Below are 26,436 nucleotides of genomic sequence, written 5' to 3'. Positions count from 1 at the left end.
GGGAACAATTATGACGTATCACGGTGAAGGTTATACAATAGACATACATGGTGAGACTGAGAGCTTGCTTGAAGCGAATAAAGCGATTAGAGAAACAAAGCGGAAAATGGCTGAAATGGGTAAGCAGGCTGATGATACGTCGAAAGCCTTTTACCGTTTCGATAAAACAGCAATGGCCGTTTCCAGTACGTTAAAAATGCCTGAAATTAACCGATTATCACGTCAAATGAGCGAGTTAACGGGGCAAATTGGCGCAGCGTCAGCCGCAACAGATAGAGCGACTAGTGCGAATGCGCGGTTTACAGGGGTAATTAGTAATGTCTCTGGGTTATTAGGTGTGGGGTATATTTCTAACATTGGCAGTGCGACCTCTTCACTCTTACAGCACACTCAAGGGGCGATTAACGCCACACAAGCCGAGGTTTCACATACTCGCGCTATTCAAATGAAAGCACAGGCATTACAAGCCGCAGCCTCCCAAGAAGTCATTAACGCTAGAAATCTGACAGTATCCGCACAAGCCGAGTTAAAAGCGGCTCAGGCAGCGTTAGAGCACGTTTATTCACTAGAAGCAGCTAATGATGCCAAGCAGCGTGATTTAGAGTCACTGAGAGCACGGCAGGCGGTACAGCTCAAGGATGCCGAAATAACCTATCAAATGGCAGCGAGTGAGGAAAATCTACAACGCGTCACCAAAGCCAGCAACGCCCTACACGCCACAGAAACCAAAATCAAAACGCATTTAGCCACAACAGGGAAAGAAATTGCGCGTGTTGAGGCTCAAGTTGCTAAAGCGAAAGAAGTTGAAGCCAACGCAACCCATAAATTAAATGCGGCATTAGCATTAGAGCAAAAAGCGAAAGCCACACTAGCAACCACAACGGACGCAGTGACCGTAGCCAATAACCGCGCAGCACAAGCCGCTAAAACTCAGTCTATCGCTATGCAAGGGTTACGGGGCGCAGTGGGATTGTTAGGTGGTCCTACTGGTGTATTCTTTTTAGCTGCCGCAGGTGTTTACGCGCTGTATAACGCCATGAACGATGACACCGCAACTAAAGAGTTTAACGACAGGGTAGATCAGTGGATTGACAAAATTGACGAACTGTCAGCAAAACAGGCGCGCGTTGTGGCTAACCGCTTAGGCGAGAAAATAGCGGAAACAACCACAGAGTTAGACGGACAGAAAAAAAGCCTTGAAGCCGTAAATGTGGATCTCAGAGCCCATAGAGAAGAACTTGGCAGAATTGAAAAGGCAGTTAATAAACTTAAAGAACAAGATGGAGAAATAGGCTCTACTTATGCGCTAGACAGCTATGTTGACGCAATCAAGGAGCTGACTAAAAAACAGCAGCAATATGAGCTACTTATTTCTGAAGGTGAGCAAAATATTCGACGCTGGACGGTATCGCAAGGTAAAGCCGCTGATATTGCTAAGGTTAGAGCGCAACAAACAGATGAACTGACCAGAGCCGATTTAATCTACCAACGCCAAGCTAAAGGCGTTATTGATGCTAACCAACAAGTAGCCCGATCACTGGAATTAGGCAGCGAGGCAGCGGTTAAGAAAGAGCAGGCTATCAAAGAGCTGGAAAAGGCATTGATTGCTGATGGCTTTGTTAAAGACTCTGAAATATTTAAACAGAAAATCCAAGAATTAACGGATGAGTTTGATAAAAAGGTCAGTTTGAACCTTGCTAACTCGCTTACTGAGATTGAGCAGCGCACCCAAGCCCTCACTATTGGCATGAAAGACGGTAAGCCGGCACTGGATGAATACAACGCCTCGTTACTTCTTATGCAAATGGGATTACAACAAGGTTCAGCAGCCTACAATACCGAACTCCCGAAAGCTATTGAAGCCATACGCAAGTTACGTGAAGCCCAAGAAGCCGCACTTAGCAGTAAATCAAAAGGTAACAGGTCAGCTAAAGCCGCCAACCAAGCGAATGAAGCGATAAAACGTCAGAGTGAGCAATTGGCCACACTGAAAAAACGCTATGGATTACTGGAAAGCGGCGCAGCCGATGTTAACCGCGAAATGGCAATCTATGAAGCTGTTCAGCGACTAGGAGCACAGGCAACAGAGAAACAAAAAGCGGCTATCTCAAAAGAGGCAGCGGAACTGTTTGACCTCAATCAGCGCGTGAATGATTTTATTGCGGCTCAGGAAATCACCCCAGAATTAAAACTGGCGCATACCTTTGGTGAGGAAGTGAAAACCCTCAAGCGTTTGTTAGATGAGGGATTCATCAACAAGGAAGATTTTGAGCGCATGGGGCGTGAGGCGATGGTGTCATTTAATCAGGGAATGACCGATATCAAAATCAATGCCTCAGTGAATTACATTGAGGAGAACCGCGCTAAATTTGACCCGATTCAGGCATTGGCTAATGAGCATACTCAGAAGTTGGCCATGATGAAAGAATACAAGGCGCAAGAGTTACAAATACTTAATGAAGCCTATGCAAAACAACAAATTAGCCATGACCAGTTCACCGCATCCAAAGCGGCAACTGACGCACAATATCAGCTACTCAGAACCGCAGCAGAGAAAGAGTATCAACAGCAGCAGTTAGCGGCACAATGGGAGCTAATGAGGCAGCAGAACCTAGGCTATGAAATGTTGGCTTCAGCGGTTGATTCTCTGGCGGGTAATGTTTCAAACGTCATGACAGGGTTAATCACTGGCTCAATGGATGCGTCAGAGGCGTTGCGTTCGTTAGGTAATACGATGCTAAACAGTGTTGTAAATTCCATTGCTCAGGTTGGTGTGGAGATGCTTAAAAACTTCATTCTGACCAAAACAATTGGCGTTGCTTCACAGGCAGCGAACGCAGCGGCAGCAACAGCAGGAGGGGCGGCAGCATTAGCGGCATGGACACCAGCAGCAATCGCGGCATCAATCGCAACAGGCGGAGCCGCATCAGGAACGGGATTATCAGCCTATACAACCGCACAGGCCGCAGGGAAAGCTACGTCTATGTCAATGATTGGCTTTGGTGGTGGGCGTTATAACGGTGGTGCGGTCGATGCAAATAAAATGTATCGATTTGGTGAAGGTGGTAAGCCTGAAATATTCCAAGCCGCAGGGAGAAATTACCTTTTACCAGGAGAAGGCGGTAAGGTTATTCCTAATCGTGATATTGGGGGCGGTGGTGTGCCTAATGTTGTTATCAATGTGAATAACACCGTTGCGAGTGCTCAGGTTGAATTTGGTCAGCCACAATATGACCCAAGGACAAACACGATCACGCTTGATGAAATTATTCATGAAGTGATGAACGGTGGGAAATTAGATGATGCTTTACGTCATGCTTATGGGTTAGGCAGAAAGGCAAGAGGCAGCTTTTAATTTTAATGGGGCAGATTTCTGCCCTTTAGTTTTATTGGAGTACAGCAATGATAAAAGTGAAAGTCTCTAAGAGAAGAGGTCGTAATCAATCGTTCCAGCAATATTGCCAACATGTAGAGCAACGCGTATCACGCGCTATGCAGCGGTTTCTTATCGATGCTGGAGCGCAAGCCGCAGTCTATACGCCTATCGATACATCAACATTGATTAATAGCCAATTTCGTACAGTTACAGTTAACGGCACAAGAGTAACGGGGCGTATTGGTTACTCCGCCAGCTATGCCGCGTATGTGCATGACCCGAAAGTTAAGCAGAAGTTTAAGCGCCCAACGGCTAAAAAAGAGTTCCTGAAAAAAGGTGTAGAGGAAAAATTACCCAATTTAGCTAAGTATATTCAGGAAGAATTGAAGCGTTAACTTTGATGATTTAGATACCAGTACGCGCGAGGGGGAAATATGCAGAAAACAATCAAAAAGAAAACCAACCGTTATTTTAATGATGTGCCGACAACGCGCCTAATCGTGACGTGTGAGCAGTCAGTGATTGATATGGTAGATATTCACATTAGAGCCGATAGAGTGACTAGGGGCAATCGTGCGGAGTTTGTGAGGCAAGCAATTATTGAGAAGCTACAGCGTGAACTTTGATGATTAACGGAGCAGTACGCGCACGCGAGACTGTAAACCTTTGACGATTTAGTGACACGCTAGGAATGATGATTTTCGGGCACGTTAGGAATGATGATTTATGTACATCGTAGAGAGTGCTAATGTAGATAGAATTATTTGATTTTAGGGTGATAAATAAAATGGAAAATGTAAATTTCTATCCTTGGGTTGGCGCTAATTATGAAAACAGTATGTTTGGTATAAAAATACTCATACTTGGTGAGTCACATTACGCTGAAAATGATGATGAGCCAGATAGTGACTGGACTCAACATGTTATAAAACATAATGCCCAAGATCATCCCAATGCGTTTTTTACTAAAATTACTAAAGCTGTATTAGGGCTATATAGTGAAGATGAACTATCAGAAGATACACGTTCTAATTTTTGGGAACATGTAGCTTTCTACAATTATGTACAGGGTATTGTTGGAGAGTCAGGGCGAATTAGGCCAACAACTGAAATGTGGGAAGCAGCAGAAAAACCGTTTTTAGCCGTTGTAGAATCATTGAAACCCGATGTAGTTATAGTGTTAGGCTCTATGTTAGGTGAATGGGTTACTGCGTTAAATGATAATGTTAAAGTAGCCTATTTGTATCATCCATCTAGCGGCTATTTTAATTATGAAGGCGCAATACCAGCAATTAAGAAAGCAATGGGTGATGCTAAACGCGAAAGTAATTCTTAATGTTTTTCTAATGCCAAAATCCTAAGAAATCCTAAGATTATTTCAGGTAAAATCTTAAGGTTTCTTAAGGGTAAATGATAACATTTGATAACATATTTCAGTCAATGCCACCTCACGAAACCTCACGCATTAATCCTAACAAATCCTAACGTTTTAGACTTATTGATATGGCAGCTAACATACCGATAAATAGATAATATTGAGTGAAATATCACACTGCGAATTGATATCAAAATTGCGCACTAAAACTGCGAACAAAAGTGCGAATTTCCCAGTTGGCCATGAAGTGGGAATGTAGTATTAAAGCCGCTTTCTGTCTGGTTTTGTTCAATGATGACCTGTTATCAATTGTTATGGTTCATTGTTGAGAAATGTTAAGGTTGTTCGCAGTTTTCAACTATATAAAACTACACGTTGAACTTAGTAAAACTTAGTAATCATTCGCAGTTTGATATGTATCGGAATGTATCGGTAAATTGCGCACTAGATGATAAGTTTTGATAAGGTCTCGTGCGCAAGTAAATTACTATCTTTGATGTTAATAAACGCAATTACGGATGTTGATTTTATTTAAAAAAGATGGCGTAAATTCCATAAGCAGCTAAAGCAAGAAATAAGTAAAATACAAATTTAACTTTCTTTTGTGTGACCCTTTTATTGATAACGCAAGTTTCATCAAAAAAATAGTTAATAAATTCAGGCTCACTTATTCCAATATCTCCGTCATTTAGCTCAATTGATTCCATATACTTTAAACTGGCTATTTTATCAGTTGAAGAGTTAGTATCATCTAATCTAACTTGGTCATTGATAAAAGCATTCCAAGCCATTATCCGAGACATTCTCTCCCCCGAAGTATGGCAAGACTCAATCTCTTGTAGGCGTAAACGATAGGCTTTATTTATTTTTTCAATCCCATAGATTTCAGTATTGTTCATTTTGAATCCCTTAAGTTGCTACAAGTAGACAAGTGACAGATGTTTGATATAAATATTTACTTATAACAATCAGAAACTCAACTTGTACGAAATATCCTTGTGACGCTTCCATGCTGAATAAATATCTTTATCCCACGCTTTACCGCCTTTAGTCTGATAGCCAGCCTCGTTAATTCGCTCAGCTATAATGCGTCCGTTATCTATACCCTCTGACAGCACCAAATTAACCACAGAAACGACAGCAGACTCATTATAGGTATAAGGTGGAATATCAGCCTTGCCAGCAATCAAAGACGCCACAGACGATTCTAGGCGTTCCACCAGCGACAGCATACGAGCATCAGGATTACTGTCTGGGCGGTTTAACTTCTCTTTGATAGCTGAGACTATCCACGCTGTTTTATCGGTACCAGAGTTCGATACAGCATCATTAAACAGGGCTTGCAATTCAGCAGGTAAACGAAAGGCAATAAGATTAGATTTGCTCATGATAATAGTCCGTTATTAGCTCAGTGAGTGTTTATTATATCAGCGTATAACGATGTTATACAGATTAGAAAATGTAAAATTGCTGGTGGATTTAACGAGTAATTGTATAACTTAATATAACAAAGTTAGGGTAACTTACTGTAAAACAAGCAAAGCGTATTATTGCGTCTTGTAACTGACTGAATACATGGCAAAGCTCAAATTTGAGCGCAATATAATTTTACCAATAGAATCAATCGGCTCATTTTTGAGCCTGTATTTATCAATAGAAACAATGCCCTCAAAATTGAGGAGGGTTAACGATTGTGATTATGGCCATAGTCGGAAAGGGTGACAGTTGAAATGCTACCCTTGATACTGAGGACAGCTTGAAATGAAGCTCTCATATCAAAACCACAAATTAGTGCCTTTAGCCAAAGTAGCTAAGTATTAGCCTGTACAGCTAATCATCCAAAAAAAACACGGTGTAGTTATTTTGATGTCAAAAAGAATCGCAGTAATAACGTACCGAAATGGTACTAATATAAACCACGGTGGTACTATGGTGTTGCTATAGTGATTGTAAGGTATCCGTTTTGGTATCCACCGAAAAGGCTATATTTTACTGGATACTCCCTCCACTGAATGTTGACAATTGTTGACATCAGAACCAGACAAAACCAGACATCGTGTCAAACAAATTTATAAGCCCCGTCAAAAATTAAATAGGTACGCAGTAGGTATGTGTTTAATTCTCGCATTTCGCTATAATTAAATAAAATCATGATGTTATGGAAAAGTACGCAGAATGGTACGCAGCAAAACAAGGGGAATAAGTTTTGACTAGTCTTGACGGATATAACTTGGTTGCCACTGTAAAACATAACCTATTGATTTATCCGAGACCGTCACTTTGGGTTCGCCATGAGATAGCGTATTTTAACCTGTGAGCGTGGTTGCCATTTTGACGGTTGCCACTCTGGCTGCCAGCAAAACAGCATGTTTTATGCTAGTGGATTGATGGGCTTTGATTGTTCCAATTCAGCACAACCAAGGTATAGCTATAATCACAACACCTTTGAGGTATAGCCATGTTACAACGTGAAGCAATAGAAGCCGTTATGATGGAGTTAGCCCACCAGCAAGGGCAATCACTTAACGGACGCGATAGGCTGGCAATTAGAACAGGTGTAGCCCAGACAATACAGGCTAAAGAGCGTCACAGACGCAGAATGACAGCACCAACCTACCAATGGACTAAGCCAGCACCGAAACGATGATAGGTTGCCTTGAAATCAAGGGCACTTAAGGCGGTCGAATAGGACTCCTTGAGATTAAGGAGTCATGAGGCTCTGAAATTGGAGGCTCGTCACTGGCTGGCAATATTCTAATCATGGCCATGAGATAAAAGTAACCACTCTGGTAACCACCAAAAGTAACCACTCAGGAATGGTTACCGATGGTGATTAATCCCACAGTGCAAATAATCACTCTGAATAAATATCAATAACTTAAACTATGCTACCCTCATTGATGAGGGAACCAAAATAAATGTTACCGCAATATTTTAAAATTGATGTTGCCCTCACTAATGAGGGAAAGATAGGTCGCGACAATAACGAACTACGGCAAGGTTAAACGGGGATGTTACGGGGAGGTTTCCACAATGGTTTCCAGTGAAAGCGCGCTTTAGCAAATGGAAACTAACACTAAGGTTACGCTAAGATTTCAGGAGGTCAAATTGACCGTTTGTAGTTACATCAATGAGTTGTGGCAAGGCGAGAGGTCACTGTGACCACTTTTAATAAAAACAATGAGTTGCCATCTATTACCATTGGTCACTGAAACGATGACCAATGAGCGTTAATCTGGTTTTGTGACAGAATTAAATGTTATCAATCAGTTATATTTTGATTCCGTCGATTTAACGGAATTAAGTATAATCAACAGCTTATATCTACATACGGGATTATCCCGTATCATCATGGATAAATTAACGTTTAGATCACCCCTAGAAATTAGAATTATTATCCGATCTTCCAGAGTCCCACTAGCATTATATTTTAACCACTGGCTTATATTGTGATGGTATCAAGATGAATAAACCAGAAATGAGAAAAGCAAAATCAATCAGGATCACCTCATCAGGAACGGTAATAAAAGCCCCTGAGCGAGTTAAAACAGCCACAGGTAAAGTTATGGCCACAATGACTATTCAGGTTGAGAGTGACAAGCGTAGCCCGTACCCATTAAAGATAGTGGCATTCGATATTAACGCGCTGGAGCTAATGACCTGCCAGAAAGGAAACAAAGTAACTGCTACAGGTCGTTATGAATGGTTTAATGGTTATCAGCTAACAGGGGCGCAGATAGTTACTGGTTAGTAAATGTTAGTATCAATAAGTCGATTTGAAATCGAAAAATCTAAAGAGGGCATTTCACCTCTTTAAGCTAACCCACAATTAGTTGCCTACCTTTAACTAACCCGAAAATATCGGGGCAGTTCGAATAAGTCCACCAGCCTACCTATTCTATTTTGTACACCTCATATTGAGGTGCGCAAATAATCACTGCCGTCATTTAAATCTCACAAGTGTTAATTTTACAGTTCCGTTTGAAACGGAGTCGTGAAAAGACGGGTAAGGTTATTTCTGGTTGGTGTTTCATTATCTGCAATAAAATTGCCATTGATGATATTTATGCAATGCTGGTGGCATTGGGAATACTGAAGCCTGAACCTCTTAATTTTTGAGTCACAAAATAAAAAGGGGGCATAATTGGGGGCATGATACGAAATTGAATGAATTTAATGCGTTTATAATCAGTGTATTATGTATTTATATTGAATCCTGTAGGGGTACCATTTAAAATCAATGAGTTATGCTAATTTTAATCCTGCCTGATTTCCTCCTTGTGTCGTAATTGTGTCGTTATCATCAAAAATAGTGTCAATATGTCTCGCGTGCTCACTTAAATGATTAGGTGCAAGATGTGCATACCTTCTGACCATTTCTATGCTCTCCCATCCGCCCATTTCTTGCAGAACTGAAAGTAGGACGCCAGACTGAATTAGCCAACTCGCTCATGTGTGCCGCAAATGACGTAAAAATCAATACTATCGTGAGTGAGAGAAAGCCCTCAATAGTGGGGACTACTTCTTAATCCCTAATTTTTCCTTAACGACTTCCATCTCTCGTTCAAGTTGGAATATGAGCTCAGCCGCATCGGAAATCGTTAAAACTTCAACATGAGAATGACGCAATATCCAATATTCGATAGCTGTGACCATTTTTTTGATTTGCTGACCGATTATTACATTCAGCTAACTCTTGAATTTTATCTTTTAAATCAGTCAGTAATCTGAGGTTAATCTGCGGATGCTTATATTTTCTTTCCATGCCACCTATCCTCAAAAACTCTCATTCTAGATAGGTGTTTTTTAGGTATCAATGCGTACTAAGTAGGTATTACTGTGTATACCCACAGTCTATTAATGGGTAAGAGAGTTAAGTTAGATTTATTTATTAGAGTTGTTATTTTTAGTACATGCACTACTTTTAATCAATTGATGACATTTAATTCCTTTTAAACTCTTAGTGTGAGTAATTTCTGGTTACAATTTATGCGTGTATTTCATACTCAGATAAATAAAAGGGTTATATGATTAATGCAACTTAAAATGATTAAAAATTATGGTGCAAGGTATGAATAAGATAATACGTTATTTTGTGTGTGTGACTGTACTCGCTATGAGTGCGCTTGCTCCTGTTTCGTATGGAGATAATTTGCGCGTTTCTGTTGGAGCTACAGGTTATCTGGGAGAGGTTTCACCGCCTTTGAGGGTGGTTAATTTTCAAGAGCGAGCAGGAACAAGTAGGATCAATCCAAATTTCCCATTTATTGAATTGATAACATGGAAGAAGGGAGGAAGCCCTAACTGGGAATACACCTATTATCCACCTGAAGGGGCATATGGCGTTACGCTAGTTAATGAATTTGACAAAAATAATAGAATAATCTTGCTGATAAATGGCACATTTAGTGTGAAATATTTGCGGTATAAAGTTATTGGTGACGCAAATTCAGGTTATATGTGGGAAGGCGCTTCCTTTACGCTGAAAAACTCAAAAATGACATCATCAGATAGAATGTATCATGTACCTATTGGTTCTTCGCTTCCAAATCCATTAAATTTTGGACTGGAACCTCAAAGCGGAGTGAGTGGCTATTTAGCTAATAGGATTCAAGATTCTTCAGTTGCTCCTATGCAGTTCACAGGCATTATTACGAGCTATTCTGCGTATGCACCTCAACCACTAAAAAAAGGTCGTTATTTTGCAGATGATAGGTTAATCATGGCGCATCGTGATGGCCCTGGTGATGGTTTTTCAGTTAATCAATCGAATGCTACATTCATTAATGAGTATCAAGATTTAGGTGTATTTGCAGTAGATACATGTAAAGTTGCTCCAATTACAAATACTAAAATTAATTTTGGTTCTCAGCTAGCGGGGACCTATCCAAGCCCGAAAAATTTAGCGAATGCCCTTGCTCAAATTAATGTAAGCTGCCCAAATACAGGTAAATACTTCATGTCTGTTAAGCCAAATAACGCTTTGGTGAGCGGAAATCAAACGGGCATGGTATTAGAATCGTTAGATGGCCATTCTGGTGATTTGCCCTATATCGCTACATCAGTAGGAACGGCAGCAAAAGGTAATGAAGTTTGTACTACCGACTCGTCGCAGGCCATTAAATATACAGAGAGCAAGCAAGTTTATAGCACGGTAGGGAAAAATTTTATTCAAGGGCTAAACTTTGCTTTATGTGTTAATGGGGAAATAGCACCAGGGGGTTATAGAGGAAGTTTAGATGTCAATTTTCTTATTGAGTAACCACGGCCTATGACATAAAACTAAAACAGTCCTTAGTGGCTGTTTTTGGTTTAAATACCAGATGAAGTGCGAAATTTTATCACCAGTAAACACGACAAATTTCGATGTGCTGCCTGTGTTGAAGGGGGACGATGTGCTCAATTGCAATTGATATTAGATTCGGCGGGTTTGGTGATGCAGTGATACGTAACGACAATATTTTAGAAGTTAAAGGGATATTTAATATATCATCAATTAAGTATATGTACGTTGTTAACTACTAGGTTTAATTTACTGTGACGAGCTATGCCGAAATTGTGATACAAAAAATGAGAGGGGAATGATAGGACGTGGTTGTGACGTTCAAGTTTGAATATGATTGAACGACTTTAAACAACTTTGAATTACTTTATCTTCTTTGTAGCTTTTGAACACTGAGATAGACTGTAATTGACTGATTATAAAGTATTAATTCTACACTCATCTAAGCCATAGGCCACCATTTCGAAAAGTGAAAACACAATGTTATGTTTTCATGTGATTACAGCTTATTGATAACCAATCCTATTTTGATAAGTCAGATAGTTAACTAGCTGGTGATTGTCCCCTTTTGCAAAACTGCGATCTTAGATGAAGTCGCCTTTGTGTATTCAAGGTCACATTTTGCACATTTATTTGATGAACTCTTGAAAATATAGCCAATAACTTGTGATTGCTTGGTAGTAATTTCAAGGTGATTTTAGATGAGAACGCTAGAATAGGGATATAAGGGTATTTACGATGGGCTAATGAATGATAAGTAAGTCCATGGTAGGTTCTACGGGGGAGGAGTGTTTACTCGGAGATCTTTCATGAAACTCTATAGCGAAGATTTTTTTATCACACCACAGCAGCACATTACGGTTGAACCAAGAGTGCCTCAGCCTATTTTTCCTGAACATACACATGATTTTAGTGAGATTTTTTTGGTAACTCAGGGCATTGGTCTACATATACTTAATGGGCGGCCTTATACATTATGCCCAGGTATGGTGTGTTATATTAAATCCAGCGATTATCACTTATTTGATAATGTCTCTAATCTCAATTTAACTAACGTGTTATATCGTTCAGACTCCAGCTTTACTTATTTAAATAATATCAGTCATTTTTTCCCTGCGGATACTGAAAAAAACATTTCCCATTGGCTATTAAATAAAGAGCATTACAATAGAGCGCAACAGATCATCGTTAAACTCCATGAAAGTGATTCTGACCTTGCGTATACTGAGAGCCTTTTTTTGCAGTTAATTGTTAATCTGCAAGAGGGGCGTTATAACTATGTAGGTGAAGGGAATAATGAACAACGGATTATCCAAATGCTACGCTGGTTGAATGCAAACTTTACGGAAGAAATTGATTGGGAAAGTTTAACGACTCAGTTTTCGGTCTCGTTGCGGACTTTTCATCGCTATATGAAAAATAACTTAGGTATATCGCCACAAAATTACTTAATAAAATTGCGGTTATCAGAAGCTTATTATCAAATCCGTTTTTCGGATAAAACCATTACGGATATTGCGTTGGAAAATGGTTTTAATGATAGTGCGTATTTTTCGACGTGTTTTAAAAGCGAGTATAATTTCACACCTCGTGACTTGCGTCATTGTAGCAATTAACAAAGATCGTCATGATCATCCATATTCTTTTCTGAGGTGGCCATGATACAAAAAATTCTGTCTCTCAACAGCGGTGATTATTTTATTCGGCCTGAAAATACTGTGACGATAGAAAAGCGAGATTCTCAGGAAGATTTTATTATTCATCGTCATGATTTTAATGAGTTTGTTATTGTTTTTTCAGGAAATGGTTTACATCATTGGAATGGTTCTGATTACCCAATTACTTGTGGAGATCTGTTTTATATTAATGCGGAGGATTATCATGGCTATCACTCTGTAAATAATTTAAAGCTAGTTAATATATTATACAAGCCTAATGAGTTTCTCATAAAACAATCTATCGAACAGTATGTACCATTAAGCCATGAGCCGATAATATCTCGGCATTGGAAATTACCGCCTTCAAGTTTATCGACTTTAACGCCAATTATTGAAAAAATGGCATTAGAGTGCCAAAAACCTGATATCCCATCCATTCATCTTTGCGAAGGGTTATTCTTACAACTGGCAATTTATATTTATCGTTTACGGTATCAGCCAGACCAAGTGCCAATAAGCTTATTACATCAACTGGATCAGTTAATAAACCGTTTAAATCTAAGTATCAATACGCCATTTTCATTAGATAAGTTTGCTCAGGAAAATCAGGTGTCTGCTCGTTCATTACAGCGTTTATTCAAGTCGAAAACAGGAATGACGGTAATGGAATATCTGCAACAACTACGTTTATGCCAAGCGGCATTATTATTACGTAGTACTTCATTGTCGATCAGTGAAATCGCTGGGCAATGTGGTTATGAGGATAGTAATTATTTTTCGAGTGTTTTCCATAGAAAAATGAATATGACCGCAAGTGCATATCGACGCTGTTTTTTACAGAAAAATAAATTGAGGTAAGTGCTAGCCAAAGGCTAGCACTGTCTGGGGGGATTAGTCTAAATAAAATACCGTTCTTAACTCATCACTGATAGGGCTGTTGTCAGGATTTGACGGCATAATATCCGACATATATTTCCACCATTTTTGGCATACTTCCGTTTGTGCAACACTATCCCAGCGTTCTTGTGATTCAATTTCCACATAGGCGAACAATAAATTTCGCTTGTTATCTAAGAAAATAGAATAGTGATGTGCACCGTGTTCTTTGAGTGTAAGCACTAATTCAGGCCAAATTTCATCGTGTCGGCGCTGGTATTCTTGGTGGGCGTTAGGAGCAACTTGCATCACAAATGCTTTTTTTATCATGATACTGTCCTCTAATAAATCGCTTGATATAATTCAGCGATATCCTCTAATGTTGCGTCACGTGGATTACCCCCAGTACACACATCATCAAAGGCGGCTTGAGCAAGGGAGGGAATATCTTCTGGTTTCATGCCGATTTCACGCAGTTTTTCAGGAATACCAACGTCTTTGTTTAGCGCAAAGACAGCTGCAATGGCGGTATCTCTGGCTTTTTGAAGTGGTAGGGAGTCTATATTTTTTACGCCCATTGCACGGGCGATATCGCGGTATTTTTCCCCTGTATAATTTGCGTTATACGCCATGATATGGGGCAATAAAATGGCATTGGCGACGCCATGAGGTGTATTGTAAAACGCCCCAAGTGGGTGAGCCATACCATGAACCAACCCTAATCCAACGTTAGAGAAGCCCATTCCAGCCATATATTGTGCGAGAGCCATTGTTTCAACGCCGTGCGGGTCGCCCTTAACGGATTGCCGTAACGAATTGCTGATCAACTCTATGGATTTAAGATGCAGAGCATCGGTAAGTGCCCAAGCTCCTTTCGTGATATAGCCTTCAATGGCATGAGTGAGGGCATCAACGCCAGTAGCGGCTTTTAGGCTAGCGGGCATAGATGCCATCATTGAAGGGTCAATAATCGCAACCACAGGGATACAATGGGGGTCAACACACACAAATTTACGGCACAGTTTGTTGTCCGTGATGACATAGTTAATCGTGACTTCAGCCGCGGTTCCAGCGGTAGTTGGGATGGCGATAATTGGAACCGCTGGGTTTTGGGTAGGAGCGACACCTTCTAAGCTCACCACATCTTCATATTGTGGATTATTGATAATAATCCCAATCGCTTTGGCGGTGTCTTGTGGAGAACCACCACCGATAGCGATAAGATAATCTGCATTAGATTGTTTGAAGTATTCTAGTCCTTGTTGGACCGTATCGATGGTTGGGTTAGGAATAACGGCATCATAAATGGCGTAGTCTAATTTAGCGTTATCTAATAATTGGGTGACTTTACTGACAACATTAAATTTAACTAGATCCGCATCTGTAACAATCAGTGCTTTGTTAAATTGGCGTTTTTGAATTTCCTCTACAAGGTGATTAATAGCTCCCTCGCCAAAGTATGAGGTTTCATTGAGTATCATTCTATGGGTCATCGCTGACCTCCCGATCGATTAAAATAAAAAGTCGTTACGTTATGCTGCCATTCCCAAGCCAACAATGTTTGCAGCTAAGATAATCACTAAGCAGCCTAAACATAAAATTCGGACAGGTTTTCTGCCAGTGCCTTTCCATTCTTTTAGGGCTAACCCCACAATACCGCCACACAGAACATAAAAACTCATATGTAGCATCCAGCTCATAAAGCCGTATTGTGATGGGATATTGGCGTGTCCCCATGCGTAGAAGAAGAATTGGAAGTACCACATACCACCACCCAAAATGGCAAATAAAATATTGCTGACGAGTAGGGCTTTGGGGACAGAGATATCTGATTTGAAAGAGATATCTTGGCGGTAAATAAGCCTAATAAAACAATAGCCTAAGTTGATTAATGCGCCGCCGCCCATGATGATGACGTAACTTGGTAATGCGACATAAAGAGAAGAAACTCCGAGGGCAGCGGAAGCTTCGTGCATAGGGACGGCTGCACTCATGGCGAATGACATACCGGCTGAGAAAATACCGCACATGACTGCCAGTAATAAGCCTTTTTTCAGGTTAAACTCTTCAGCTTGCACTCCGGTCGCCTTTTCTTTCAGTAACCCAGCATAGGAAACGATAGCAACCCCTAGAACAGCCACTAAGACACCAAGAATCGTTAGTTTTCCGCCAGTCGAGGCAATCAACTCGCCAAATGTGCCTTGAATAATAGGGGTCATCAAGGTACCAACGATGAGTGTAATACCAATGGCAATCCCAATCCCCATTGACATACCTAAATAGCGCATGGTCAAGCCATAACCAATATTACCACCCCCCCACATGGCGCCAAATAAAAATACAGGGATCAGAATACTTGCACTGAAAGAGTTGTAATAGGCCCAAAAGTCAGGAAGTAAAATATAACTGATGGTCCAAGGTAAAATAATCCACGAAAAAATACCGGCAATGGACCACATCGTTTCCCATGACCAGTTTTTAACTTTCTTTAATGGTGCGTAAAAGCAGGCAGCTGAAGCTGCGCCGACAAAATGCCAAAAAATACCGAGTAAAATTCCACTGCCCATGAACTATTCCTCTCTGTTTATTATCGTTTTAATTTCTCTGTGGAAGGAAAGGGGTATCCACAGAGAAACAGGTTTTATTTCAATGCATCAGACATTGGTGTGACATTAAATCGCTTGGCAAGCGCAATCAGATTTTCTGTTGAAATAGTTTGTTTTTTACCACCCATGGAGAGAACTTTTACCAATATCTCCGCAGATTTTTCTGCGGTATCAATTAAACCAAAAGCATCATCTAAAGTTGGGCCAGAGCCAAAAATACCGTGGAATGGCCAAAGTACTAAGCCATGTTGTTTCATTTGTTCCGCTGTTTCTAAACCGATACCATCTGTGCCGGGGACCATCCATGGCAGCACACCAATACCATCAGGGAAAACTACCAAACATTCGGTACTCATTTCCCATAAATGACGAGTGATGGATGCACTATCGAGCGGTAAAACATAACTTAATGCAATGATGTTAGTTGCATGACAGTGCATGATGACGCGGTTAGTGCCATTAGTGGCTTGCATACGTGTGATATGCGATTGAAAGTGTGCAGCAAATTCAGAGGTTGGTATTGCACCATTCACAAAGCCCCAAACAATGTGGTAACCCTGGCCTTCGCTATCGATACGAACCAGACCTAAGTTATCTGCGGGGTCTAAGGCAACGTTACGGAAAAACTTACCAGAGCCTGTAACAATAAAATATTGGTTTGCGAGCTCTTTAACTGGCTCTGTCGCTTCGATATAACGTGGGTCAGCGTGAAAAGTGTGTTTAAATGGCGAAACATCGTCTTCGGTGAGTCGTAAGCTCACATTACCGCCATTACGTTCATCCCAGCCTTTGAGCCACATATCGCTGGTGGCTTTTATCATTCCTTGAACAAACCAAGATGTCAGAATATCTTGCATACAATTCACCTTAACGTGTTAATAATGTTGATTTTTCGTATTGTTTAACTTCATCTAACCATTTTTCGCCGACAGGAACATTGTTGCGTTCGCAATATTCATCCCAAACCGCTTGCCATGGCAGGCATTTTTGTTCTTCTAATAGCGCAAGACGAGCCGTGAAGTCCCCTTCAATTTCGAGTTGGCGTAGTCTTGCTGTTGGTTCAAGTAAGGCGCGTAGTAACGCTTTTTTCATATTTCGAGTCCCAATGACCCAAGCGGCAATACGGTTAATCGATGCATCAAAGAAATCGAGGCCAATATGCACACGATTTTTTAAGTTATGGCGAATGATTTCATTGGCAATGGCTTGAGTCTCATCATCTAACAAAATGACGTGGTCACTGTCCCAACGTACAGGGCGACTGACGTGCAGCAGTAGACGTTCAACATAAGGAATGACCGCTGAAATTTTATCCGAAATGACTTCGGTTGGATGGAAGTGCCCTGCATCTAAACATAAAGCGGTTTTACGTGTGATGGCATAGCCCAGATAAAACTCACTGGAGCCTGCGGTGTAAGATTCTGCGCCAATACCGAATAATTTACTTTCGACGGCATCGATATGATATTTAATATCAATTTTTTCACTGATAATTTCATCCAATGACTCGACTAAGCGTTGACGAGGGGCATAGCGGTCAATAGGGAGATCTTTCATGCCGTCAGGGATCCAAATATTCATCACGGAAGCGCTGTTTAATGACTCACCAAAATATGCAGAAATACGGCGGCAAGCTTGTCCGTGGCCAATCCAGTAGTCTCTAATTTCTTTATTGCTATGAGTAAGAGTTGCTTCGCTACTGAGCGGATGGGAAAAGTAAGAAGGGTTAAAATCGAGTGCGATATGGTTTTTTTTCGCCCAATCAACCCAATTGGCAAAATGGCGAGGTTCAATTTCATTACGTTCAACGGCAGTATCTGCTTCGAGATAAAGAGCATGCAAGTTAACGCGTTTAGGGCCTGGAATTAAGCTCATTGCTTTATCCATATCTGCACGTAATTCAATCGCATTAGTCGCTTTGCCGGGGTAATTACCTGTAGCTTGAATACCGCCGCTTAAAGCGGTTGCTGATTTTTCAAAGCCGGCTACGTCATCTCCCTGCCAGCAATGCATCGATACAGGCAAGTCAGCCATAGCTTGCATCGCTAGTTCAGTATCAATACCAAGGTCAGCAAAACGTTGTTTGGCAATAAGATAACTTTCTTTGTAATTAGACATGAAATTTTCCTTATAACTTATCGATATACGGTTAATAACCTGAGTTAGCCCGTAATGGTTTTAAATCGTTTCCAAGGTTCATCCAGTGCGATGCTTTGAGGTTGAAACCAACAAAGTTCAGTATTTTGCGCAATAATGGAGCGCAGAGTGGGGACATCTGGAATGGTGTTTAGGGCAATCAACTGATACCCAATATTGCCTAAGGTGGAGGCTTCAACCGGTCCTGCACTCACAGGAACTTCGCAAGTGTTGGCGCATAATTGGTTAAGTAGAGCATTTTGGCTGCCACCACCGACGATATGCAGCTGTTGTAATGGGGAATGATTAACCTGTTGTAATTCAAGAAATACTTGACGATAAAGCAGCGCTAAACTGTCGAAAATACAGCGAGCTAGCTCAGCGACAGTATTTGGGACGGGTTGTTGGTTTTCCCGACAAGCCTCTTTAATGGCTTGGCTCATCGACTCTGGGTTCAAGAACCGGTTATCGTTGGGGTTGATCAGATACGTGAATGCTGGAATTGCTTCTGCCGAGGTAATGAGACTGCAAATATCTTGCACATTGTGCTCAAGGCAAATGCGTTGGAATAACCATAGCCCCATAATATTTTTTAGAACACGGTAGTGACCATTAATCCCACCTTCATTGGTAATGTTGGCAGAAAATGCGTTTTCACAAGTACAAGGGGATGTGCGCTCGAGGCCCATTAATGACCATGTTCCTGAACTTAAATAGGCACCATGGCTATCGGTTATCGGTGCCGCAATGACAGCGCTGGCAGTGTCATGGCTTGCCACAGCAATCACGGGGATTTTTTGGCCTTTGGGTGTGTGCCAATAGCCAATGGTATTACCTGGTTGCTTGATTTCACCTAATAAACGGCGTGGCAACTGTAAATACTCGACTAATTCATCATCCCAATCGCCCGTTTGCAGGTTAATCATTTGGCTGGTGGAGATATTGGTATATTCATGGTTGATTTTCCCAGTTAAGCGGTATGACAAATAATCAGGGATCAACAATAAATGATGCGCTTGTTCCAGCCATTGAGGGTGTGATTGTTGTAAGGACTTCAATTGGTATAAAGTATTGAAAGGGAGGAATTGGATCCCAGTTTTTTGGTAGATGCTCTGCACACCTAGATCGGCTTGAACTTGTTCCATGACACCTTGAGTACGGTTATCACGGTAGGAAAAATGACGACCAACGGTAGCCCCATCACGGTCAAGGAGGACATAATCAACCCCCCAAGTGTCGATGCCAATGCTGTCAATATTGATACCAGATTGCTCTACACGATGTAAGCCAATCAGTATCTGAGCCTCAAGATCATCCAGATCCCAATAACAATGTTCACCTTCAGTGATCAAATGGTTTGTAAAACGATGAATTTCATCTAACGATAATTTTTTATTATGCACATCATAGCAAGCCAACATGACACGACCGCTAGATGCGCCTAAATCAATAGCAACAACATGGCGAATATTCATGACTTTTTTTATCTCTATTACTTAACTTATAGTCATATACTAGAGAGAGTGAACAATGAGCGCGTTTAATGGAGCGCCACTAAAAAGGAAAAATGGCAATATATTTAAAGTCACAGTGATCTTATTCACAGAGTTGAAATATATGAGTATTTTTATCAGAACCATTGAATCAGGAGCGAATAATGAAAGATCCTCACCATATAGCCGAATGGGCTAAAGTTAGAGAAACCTCAATTGAAATTGCTCAAGCTATTTTTGAATTAGCGAATAATGATGAAGTGCTAGCGGAACAAATTTGGGAAGAAGGCTCTGATGAGGTTTTACCTCTTGCTTTTTCGAAGACCACCGCGGATAGGCTATATTGGGGGGAAGAAACTATCGAAAGGAAAAATGTATAATTCGTTTTGAGCTTTTCTGAAGAGATAAAAATCTCGCAATGGCGAGGTTTTTTATTGGCGATTATAAGGTGTTAATTTCTCTTATTTACCATTAAAAGACTGGATATTTTTGACACTGAATTTTTCATTTTTATATTGCAGGGTAATCAGTTGTAAGTCTTTTTTAGGGATGAATTGGTACTCTGGCTGAACTTTATTTAAAAATGCACTGAAAATAATCGGGTGAGTAACCACCATCACTTTTCCTGTATGGAATTCATTTTGGATACCAATATCTCTGAGTAAGCTTTCTAATCGGTAGGCTGCAATAGCCCCAGTTTCACCATCGACTGGGGATTCAAAGCTCAACACATTTGTCCCTGAATGTAGCTTGGCAAACTGGCCTTCAGGTTCTTTTTCTAATGTGCTGATTTTCTCTGCTTCCCAAAGGCCAAGGAAAATTTCATCTAAATTACGATTAATTTGGATTGGTAGGGGGCTATTTTCAAATAAGTGGTTTGCAGTATATTTGGCTCTATTTAATGTGCTGCTATAAACCGCAAAATAGTCAGTAGGGTTAATGTGTTGTTTCAATTGGTTAACCGCCGCAACACCTGATTTACTGAGATCGGAGTCTGAGGTACCTTCCATTATATTGGCATCATTTAAAATAGTCATTGGGTTGATGACAATCGAGATTTCAAGAGGCAGAAGTTTCTCTTGTTTTGCATAACCTGATTTTAAATAATCCGTATTATTAAAGTCGAGAAGAGTAAATTGCCCATCTTTATATTTTAATACCGAAACGGCAGTATTGCTTAACCCTGATAATGGTTGATCTTGACGGTATTTTTGCAAATAAAATGCCATTGATGAGTGGCCAACGGCTAAAATATTACCTGTTTCATTTTTATGGCGATTAGCAATATCCAATAATGCAGACTCGAAGCGTTGAGAAAAATCATACATGTTTTCAGTGTTGACGATAGATTTGAAGTTTTTGTCCTTATAGTGACCAAAATAGTATTCAAATTCATTACCAGAATGGCCGTATTGGCTCGTTAAGTCATCAATTCTACCACCTTCAGCGTTACCCCAAGATATATCTTTTAGGTTCTCAATCTCAATAATATCCATATTACGGCCAGTTAAAATATTACTGGCAGTTTCATGGGCTCGACCTAATGTACTGCTATATCCAGCAATAAAATTGACATCTTCTAGACCTAAACCAAGGCTACGTGCATCATAGCGTCCTTTGGCTGTGAGCTGAGCATTACCACCTCCGCCAATGGTCATTTCTTTAATATTTGAATAAGTTTGCCCATGTCTAACAAGGTAAAAATAAAGGGCATCGTTATCTGATGTGGCTAAAGCACTGTTGGAGATTATTGAAATAAGTATATAAAATAACAAGAGAATCTTAGTTTTAATTCTTTTCATGTTTGCACCTATAATTTATTTATGATGCCATTCTTAGTGGCATAATTAACCTGTCTACCAATTGATTAAAAATAAATTGGCGCTCCTAATCTAAGTAAAATGAATTAGGATTAATTGTATTTTTTTGCCAGATATTCTTGAAATTGGCGAAAAAACCAAAGTGGGTAAGATGGTCATCACAAAAAGACTGTTCATTTTGTGATTGTTTTTAGATAAGTGAAACAGATTGGCGTAAAGGGGAAGAAGGCAACATGCGCACCCAAAATGAATATCAGCTGGTGATATCGTATTTTTTTAATCGGCGATACAGTGTTGCAATACTTAAACCTAATATTTGTGCCGCTTCTTTCTTTCCGTTCATGGAGTAACCCGTTTTTTCAAGTACGTGTTGTATGGTCTCTTTTTCATAATGGTGCGTAGGTACTGCGGCGGTTTTTGTGATGTAGCCTAATGATTCTACAGATGAATTTGTTTTTGTAATATACTCAGGCAAATGGCTATGGTTCATTTCAGGCAGATCGCCTTGCATGACATAAATATACTCGATGACATTGCGCAGTTCACGTATGTTACCTGGCCAATGATAGCCATATAAATAATTCATTACTGTATCAGGGATCTTTTGCTTTTCTCTATCATATTGTATTGAAAATTGGTCAGAAAAATACTTTGCTAAATCAGCAATATCTTCACGATGCTCCCGCAATGCAGGAACAGGGATTGGCACAACATTTAATCGGTAATATAGGTCTTCTCTAAACGTTTTGTTCTCGACCATCTCTAATAAATTTTTGTTTGTGGCTGCAATAATGCGGACATCGGTAGGTATTTGGTTATTTGAGCCAACTCGGGTGATGGTTTTATCTTGTAAAACGCGCAGTAATTTAGCCTGTAATAACAAAGGCATATCACCAATTTCATCGAGGAATAGGCTTCCCCCATGAGCTAATTCAAACTTACCTATACGCCCTTTGGGATCCGCTCCAGTGAATGCACCTCTGATATAGCCAAAGAGTTCGCTTTCTAGGAGTTGCTCTGGTATTGCAGCACAGTTTATGGTGACAAAGGGCTGATCATGTCGAGCACTTTGTGCATGTAGAGCATAAGCGACAACTTCTTTTCCTGAGCCACTTTCTCCCGTGATCAGCACGTTTGCATGGCTGATAGCAACCTTCTTGATGGTTTGTTTAAGGTTCATCATGGTTAATGAATTACCGATTAACTGGGAAGGGACTTCGCTGATTTCAACGGATGATTGATTGACATGAGTAATGTAATCACGGGCATCCTGAAAAATGATCATGGTTAACGTATCATTTTCCAGTGAAGTAAAAGTGACATTACGACAGAGTACATGATAGCGCTGGCCTTCTAATTCTAGCCATGCTTCTTCATCACCATATAAAATATCCCCTGTTAGCTCAAAGGACAGTGACAGGCCTATAATATCTTTATTAAAAAAGCGGGATGCAGAGCGGTTGGTATGCCAAATTTTTTGTTGGCTATCAATTGCTATCACGCCTCTATCCATGGCATCAATCAATCGTCGAAATGCATGTAAAGATTCTTGGGCTCTCAAGCGTTCAAGACACTCAAAGACCTTACTCGATATCATTTCAGCAATCTGTTCGATGAATGTGATGAATTTATTGAGTTGCTGAAGTAATACGGCTCGCTGTTGTTTAGTCGAGCAAATAATACCAATGACCCCGATGACTTTGCCATTTAAAAAAATCGGTGCGTTAAGGTCTAATTCTTCCGTACAAGTTTCTCGATTTTCACATAGATGACAGAGATTATTTTCCCCTGGATCTTTAATTAATACGGTTTCTTGTACTCGTAAAACATGACGATAAATGTAGCCGTTACGTGAAACGTTTTGATTAAGCATGTGTTTGTAATAACCTGTTCCTGCAATACGGATCAGATATTCATCAATAATTTCGACATCTGTTCCAGTCACGCCAGAAATGGCTTCTGCATAATGGCAAATTTCATTTTGGATAGTACTCAGAATGGATGTCATTTTTTTCCTTATTATCAAGATTGATAAATATTAATAAATTTAATTGAAGTGATAATTATTAATATATTTATAAATCAATGTATTAAATTATTTATATACCGCCATCACACTATTTATCATATTTGATAATTTATCAATGAGGTAAATCAATGATCTCAAATTTATTAAAAATAATTCTATATTGTTTATTTTAAATTATGTTTTGTATCAACTAATTACATTATTCCCTCATTATAATTATACGTAAATGGCGATCTTGGCATGTGTATTGCTACCTAAGTTGTAAACCTATTTTTTATTAAGACTTAATTGTCTTGTTTATTAATAATAAGTTCATGAGGTTTTCCATGCAGGAGCAATTAAAATACTACATTAATCACAGCCGTTTTAAGCAGAAACCGACGGCGAACCTTGCCTCTTTTTCGGAAGCTGAATTACATAAAGCGTGGCAATTTCACCGCTCAATTCCTGAGTATGCACCAACACCACTCTATCATTTACCTGTGCTCGCCAAGTCATTAAAAGTTGGACAGATTTACTTAAAAGATGAGTCTCAACGCTTTGGCCTCAAGGCATTCAAGGCATTAGGTGGCGCCTATGCAATGGCCTGCCATATTGCCGAAGAGTTGGGGAAAGATATCTCTGAGCTTCCTTATAACGTCATGGTCAGCAATGAGGTTAGAGAACAATTAAATGGCATTACTTTCGCCACTACGACGGATGGCAACCATGGGCGAGGTGTGGCGTGGATGGCACGCCAACTTAAACAAAAATCAGTGGTTTATATGCCTAAAGGTTCTTCTCAGGAACGCTTAGATGCCATTTTGAATGAAGGTGCGACAGCAGAAATTGTCGATATGAATTATGACGATGCGGTACGTATGACTGCCGAAATGGCAGAGAAATATGGCTGGGTGGTGGTGCAAGATACCGCTTGGGCTGGCTATGAAAAGATCCCTCAGTGGATTATGCAAGGCTACAGCACGCTAATGTTTGAAGCTTTGTCCCAGTTACATAAAGTGAAACCGACTCACGTTTTTGTTCAAGCAGGTGTTGGCTCATTTGCTGGCATGGTGCAGGGGATGTTAACGGGGCTTTATGGAGAAGATAGACCAAAAGTAATTATTGCTGAGGCTCAAATTGCGGATTGCCTTTACCGTTCAGCGGTTGCTGAAAATGAAGATGCGATCCCTGTTGGCGGTGATTTACAAACAGTTATGGCTGGGTTGGCATGTGGTGAAGCCAATATTACCGGTTGGCAATTATTACGAGACTACGCTGATGCTTTCTTCTCTTGCCCCGATTTTGTCGCAACGCGAGGGATGCGGATATTAGGCAATCCATTACCGACTGATCCTCCAATTGTTTCGGGTGAGTCAGGTGCGGTCACGACAGGGTTACTTTCTATTCTAATGCAGTCTGAAAATTATGCTGACGTGCGCAACGAGCTGGAGCTGAATGAAAATTCACGCATTTTGGTGATCAGTACTGAGGGCGACACGGATATTCAACGTTATCGGGATATTGTTTGGGATGGTGAGTTCCCAAGTTTTGGTCAATTTTAATCGGGGTGAAAAATATGTTTTCAGAAAGTCGTTTTAACGAAGTTATCACAAACTGTCAGGCTTTAGTTCGCGAAAAAAGTTACTCCGGTGAAGAGGGTAATGTTGTCAACGTTATTAAATCCATGATGGAAGAGTATGAATTTGATGACATTCATATTGATAGATACGGCAATATTATTGGTGGGATTGTAGGGAAATACCCTGGGAAAACGCTGGTTTTTGATGGACATATTGATACTGTTCCAGTCGATGAAAGCCAATGGACGCAAGATCCATTTGGCGGAGAAATCAAAGACGGCAAAATTTATGGCCGTGGTACGACCGATATGAAAGGTGCGGTTGCTGCTATGATTTCAGCGGTTGGCTTTTTTGGTCAAGACCATCTGCGTGAGTTTGCAGGGAAAATTTATGTTGCTTGTATTGTACATGAGGAGTGCTTTGAAGGCGTTGCTGCACGGCTAGTTACTGATAAATATCATCCTGATTATGTAGTTATCGGTGAGGCCTCAGAACTTAATTTGAAAATAGGTCAACGTGGCCGAGCTGAAGTCGTGTTAGAAACATTTGGGAAACCTGCTCATTCTGCAAACCCACAAGCGGGTATTAATGCGGTCTATAAAATGGCTACATTGATTGAAAAAATTAGAATGCTTCCCCCTACCATTCACCCAGTTCTTGGGTTAGGAATACTTGAATTAACAGACATTAAATCGTCTCCATATCCAGGGGCATCAGTTGTTCCTGAATATTGCCGTGCGACTTATGACCGCAGGTTATTAGTCGGTGAGAGCAAAGAGAGTGTGCTCCAACCTATCCAAAAAGCGTTAGATGAAATAACACAGTCTGATCCTGAGTTTAAGGCGCGAGTATCTTATGCCTATGGAACAGAATCTTGTTATACCGGCAATACGATTGAGGGAGAGCGTTTCTTCCCTGGCTGGGTCTTAGACGAATCGGATAACTTTGTTCAGCATGCATTATTAGGCCTCAAAAAAGTCGGCCTCGACCCAACAGTTACACAATATTCATTCTGCACTAATGGTAGCCATTATGCGGGGGAAGCTAATATTCCAACGATTGGTTTTGGGCCTTCGAGAGAGAATTTGGCGCATACCATTGATGAATATATCGAGATAGATCAATTAACAGGCTCAGCCAAAGGTTACTACAGCATAATTTCAAATATTTACAATAATAACAAATAGTTACCAGTTGATGCCTTTGTGATTACTAAGGCATC

23 protein-coding genes and 1 pseudogene are annotated in these 26,436 nt (G+C 40.4%); 12 read left to right on the top strand and 12 right to left on the bottom strand.

Annotated features, from left to right (window positions below; genetic code table 11):
• Window positions 1-10 precede the first annotated feature (10 nt).
• The 4 genes from M1F05_RS15180 (at window position 11) to M1F05_RS15165 (ending at window position 4,712) form a co-directional block, all read left to right on the top strand.
• Window positions 11-3,355 (top strand): hypothetical protein, encoded by a 3,345-nt coding sequence (locus tag M1F05_RS15180; RefSeq protein ID WP_318825877.1) that lies wholly within the window; start codon window positions 11-13, stop codon window positions 3,353-3,355.
• Window positions 3,356-3,402: 47 nt separating this feature from the next.
• The gene (locus M1F05_RS15175; RefSeq protein WP_239407323.1) at window positions 3,403-3,771 is read left to right on the top strand and encodes an HK97 gp10 family phage protein; all 369 of its coding nucleotides are present in this window, start codon (window positions 3,403-3,405) and stop codon (window positions 3,769-3,771) included.
• A 39-nt stretch (window positions 3,772-3,810) separates the two neighbouring features.
• Window positions 3,811-4,002, top strand: coding sequence for a hypothetical protein (locus M1F05_RS15170; RefSeq protein WP_004255159.1), 192 nt, complete (start codon window positions 3,811-3,813; stop codon window positions 4,000-4,002).
• A gap of 161 nt (window positions 4,003-4,163) precedes the next feature.
• The gene (locus tag M1F05_RS15165; RefSeq protein ID WP_318825876.1) at window positions 4,164-4,712 is read left to right on the top strand and encodes a hypothetical protein; all 549 of its coding nucleotides are present in this window, start codon (window positions 4,164-4,166) and stop codon (window positions 4,710-4,712) included.
• Between the two features lie 566 nt (window positions 4,713-5,278).
• Here M1F05_RS15165 and M1F05_RS15160 read toward each other — a convergent pair.
• Both M1F05_RS15160 and M1F05_RS15155 read right to left on the bottom strand, forming a co-directional pair.
• Window positions 5,279-5,650 (bottom strand): hypothetical protein, encoded by a 372-nt coding sequence (locus M1F05_RS15160; protein ID WP_126436657.1) that lies wholly within the window; start codon window positions 5,648-5,650, stop codon window positions 5,279-5,281.
• A gap of 69 nt (window positions 5,651-5,719) precedes the next feature.
• Window positions 5,720-6,139, bottom strand: a complete 420-nt coding sequence (locus M1F05_RS15155) for a hypothetical protein (RefSeq protein ID WP_318825875.1) — start codon at window positions 6,137-6,139, stop codon at window positions 5,720-5,722.
• A gap of 1,070 nt (window positions 6,140-7,209) precedes the next feature.
• Here M1F05_RS15155 and M1F05_RS15150 point away from each other — a divergent pair.
• Together M1F05_RS15150 and M1F05_RS15145 are read left to right on the top strand one after the other, a co-directional pair.
• Window positions 7,210-7,398, top strand: a complete 189-nt coding sequence (locus M1F05_RS15150; protein ID WP_036960459.1) for a hypothetical protein — start codon at window positions 7,210-7,212, stop codon at window positions 7,396-7,398.
• An 816-nt stretch (window positions 7,399-8,214) separates the two neighbouring features.
• A complete protein-coding gene (locus M1F05_RS15145) occupies window positions 8,215-8,502 on the top strand; it encodes a hypothetical protein (RefSeq protein ID WP_318825874.1) in 288 nt (95 codons plus the stop codon).
• A gap of 494 nt (window positions 8,503-8,996) precedes the next feature.
• Here M1F05_RS15145 and M1F05_RS15140 read toward each other — a convergent pair.
• A pseudogene (locus M1F05_RS15140) lies at window positions 8,997-9,200 on the bottom strand (tyrosine-type recombinase/integrase); the annotation flags it as partial.
• 160 nt (window positions 9,201-9,360) lie between these two features.
• Window positions 9,361-9,516: an Arc family DNA-binding protein gene (locus M1F05_RS15135; protein ID WP_241016786.1), complete on the bottom strand. Its 156-nt coding sequence runs from the start codon at window positions 9,514-9,516 to the stop codon at window positions 9,361-9,363.
• Between the two features lie 306 nt (window positions 9,517-9,822).
• Between M1F05_RS15135 and M1F05_RS15130 the strand changes: the two genes are divergently transcribed.
• The 3 genes from M1F05_RS15130 to M1F05_RS15120 all read left to right on the top strand — a co-directional run bounded on the left by M1F05_RS15130 (window position 9,823) and on the right by M1F05_RS15120 (window position 13,550).
• Window positions 9,823-11,013, top strand: coding sequence for a hypothetical protein (locus M1F05_RS15130; protein WP_206082891.1), 1,191 nt, complete (start codon window positions 9,823-9,825; stop codon window positions 11,011-11,013).
• Between the two features lie 830 nt (window positions 11,014-11,843).
• Window positions 11,844-12,650, top strand: coding sequence for an HTH-type transcriptional activator RhaS (gene rhaS / locus M1F05_RS15125; protein WP_206082890.1), 807 nt, complete (start codon window positions 11,844-11,846; stop codon window positions 12,648-12,650).
• A gap of 42 nt (window positions 12,651-12,692) precedes the next feature.
• Window positions 12,693-13,550: a helix-turn-helix domain-containing protein gene (locus M1F05_RS15120; protein WP_206082889.1), complete on the top strand. Its 858-nt coding sequence runs from the start codon at window positions 12,693-12,695 to the stop codon at window positions 13,548-13,550.
• A 33-nt stretch (window positions 13,551-13,583) separates the two neighbouring features.
• Here the strand turns inward: M1F05_RS15120 and rhaM are convergent, their stop codons facing one another.
• The 6 genes from rhaM to rhaB all read right to left on the bottom strand — a co-directional run bounded on the left by rhaM (window position 13,584) and on the right by rhaB (window position 19,785).
• Window positions 13,584-13,898, bottom strand: a complete 315-nt coding sequence (gene rhaM, locus M1F05_RS15115; RefSeq protein ID WP_206082888.1) for an L-rhamnose mutarotase — start codon at window positions 13,896-13,898, stop codon at window positions 13,584-13,586.
• Between the two features lie 11 nt (window positions 13,899-13,909).
• Window positions 13,910-15,061 carry a lactaldehyde reductase gene (gene fucO, locus M1F05_RS15110; RefSeq protein ID WP_206082887.1) on the bottom strand — a complete coding sequence of 384 codons (1,152 nt, stop codon included), beginning with the start codon at window positions 15,059-15,061 and terminating at the stop codon, window positions 13,910-13,912.
• Between the two features lie 39 nt (window positions 15,062-15,100).
• Entirely contained in the window at window positions 15,101-16,135 is a 1,035-nt protein-coding gene (gene rhaT, locus M1F05_RS15105; protein ID WP_318825873.1) for an L-rhamnose/proton symporter RhaT, read from the bottom strand.
• Window positions 16,136-16,209: 74 nt separating this feature from the next.
• Window positions 16,210-17,031, bottom strand: a complete 822-nt coding sequence (gene rhaD, locus M1F05_RS15100) for a rhamnulose-1-phosphate aldolase (protein WP_206082885.1) — start codon at window positions 17,029-17,031, stop codon at window positions 16,210-16,212.
• 10 nt (window positions 17,032-17,041) lie between these two features.
• On the bottom strand, window positions 17,042-18,292 hold the full coding sequence (locus M1F05_RS15095; RefSeq protein WP_272573365.1) for an L-rhamnose isomerase: 1,251 nt from the start codon (window positions 18,290-18,292) through the stop codon (window positions 17,042-17,044).
• Window positions 18,293-18,336: 44 nt separating this feature from the next.
• Window positions 18,337-19,785 carry a rhamnulokinase gene (gene rhaB, locus M1F05_RS15090; RefSeq protein ID WP_206082883.1) on the bottom strand — a complete coding sequence of 483 codons (1,449 nt, stop codon included), beginning with the start codon at window positions 19,783-19,785 and terminating at the stop codon, window positions 18,337-18,339.
• A 182-nt stretch (window positions 19,786-19,967) separates the two neighbouring features.
• Between rhaB and M1F05_RS15085 the strand changes: the two genes are divergently transcribed.
• Window positions 19,968-20,183, top strand: a complete 216-nt coding sequence (locus M1F05_RS15085; RefSeq protein ID WP_047756975.1) for a YccJ family protein — start codon at window positions 19,968-19,970, stop codon at window positions 20,181-20,183.
• Window positions 20,184-20,264: 81 nt separating this feature from the next.
• Here the strand turns inward: M1F05_RS15085 and M1F05_RS15080 are convergent, their stop codons facing one another.
• Both M1F05_RS15080 and M1F05_RS15075 read right to left on the bottom strand, forming a co-directional pair.
• Window positions 20,265-21,605 carry a 2-carboxy-D-arabinitol-1-phosphatase gene (locus M1F05_RS15080; RefSeq protein WP_206082882.1) on the bottom strand — a complete coding sequence of 447 codons (1,341 nt, stop codon included), beginning with the start codon at window positions 21,603-21,605 and terminating at the stop codon, window positions 20,265-20,267.
• Window positions 21,606-21,876: 271 nt separating this feature from the next.
• Entirely contained in the window at window positions 21,877-23,631 is a 1,755-nt protein-coding gene (locus M1F05_RS15075; protein WP_206082881.1) for a sigma 54-interacting transcriptional regulator, read from the bottom strand.
• Window positions 23,632-23,978: 347 nt separating this feature from the next.
• On the opposite strand from M1F05_RS15075, the gene dpaL reads away from it, so the two are divergent.
• Together dpaL and M1F05_RS15065 are read left to right on the top strand one after the other, a co-directional pair.
• Entirely contained in the window at window positions 23,979-25,196 is a 1,218-nt protein-coding gene (gene dpaL, locus M1F05_RS15070) for a diaminopropionate ammonia-lyase (RefSeq protein ID WP_206082880.1), read from the top strand.
• A 14-nt stretch (window positions 25,197-25,210) separates the two neighbouring features.
• The gene (locus M1F05_RS15065; RefSeq protein WP_206082879.1) at window positions 25,211-26,401 is read left to right on the top strand and encodes a YgeY family selenium metabolism-linked hydrolase; all 1,191 of its coding nucleotides are present in this window, start codon (window positions 25,211-25,213) and stop codon (window positions 26,399-26,401) included.
• Window positions 26,402-26,436 lie beyond the last annotated feature (35 nt).

It is taken from the genome of Providencia sp. PROV252 (assembly GCF_033676005.1).
GTDB lineage: Bacteria > Pseudomonadota > Gammaproteobacteria > Enterobacterales > Enterobacteriaceae > Providencia > Providencia vermicola.
Note: the sequence above shows the minus strand (reverse complement) of the source record. Positions and strands in the feature narration are given on the sequence as shown.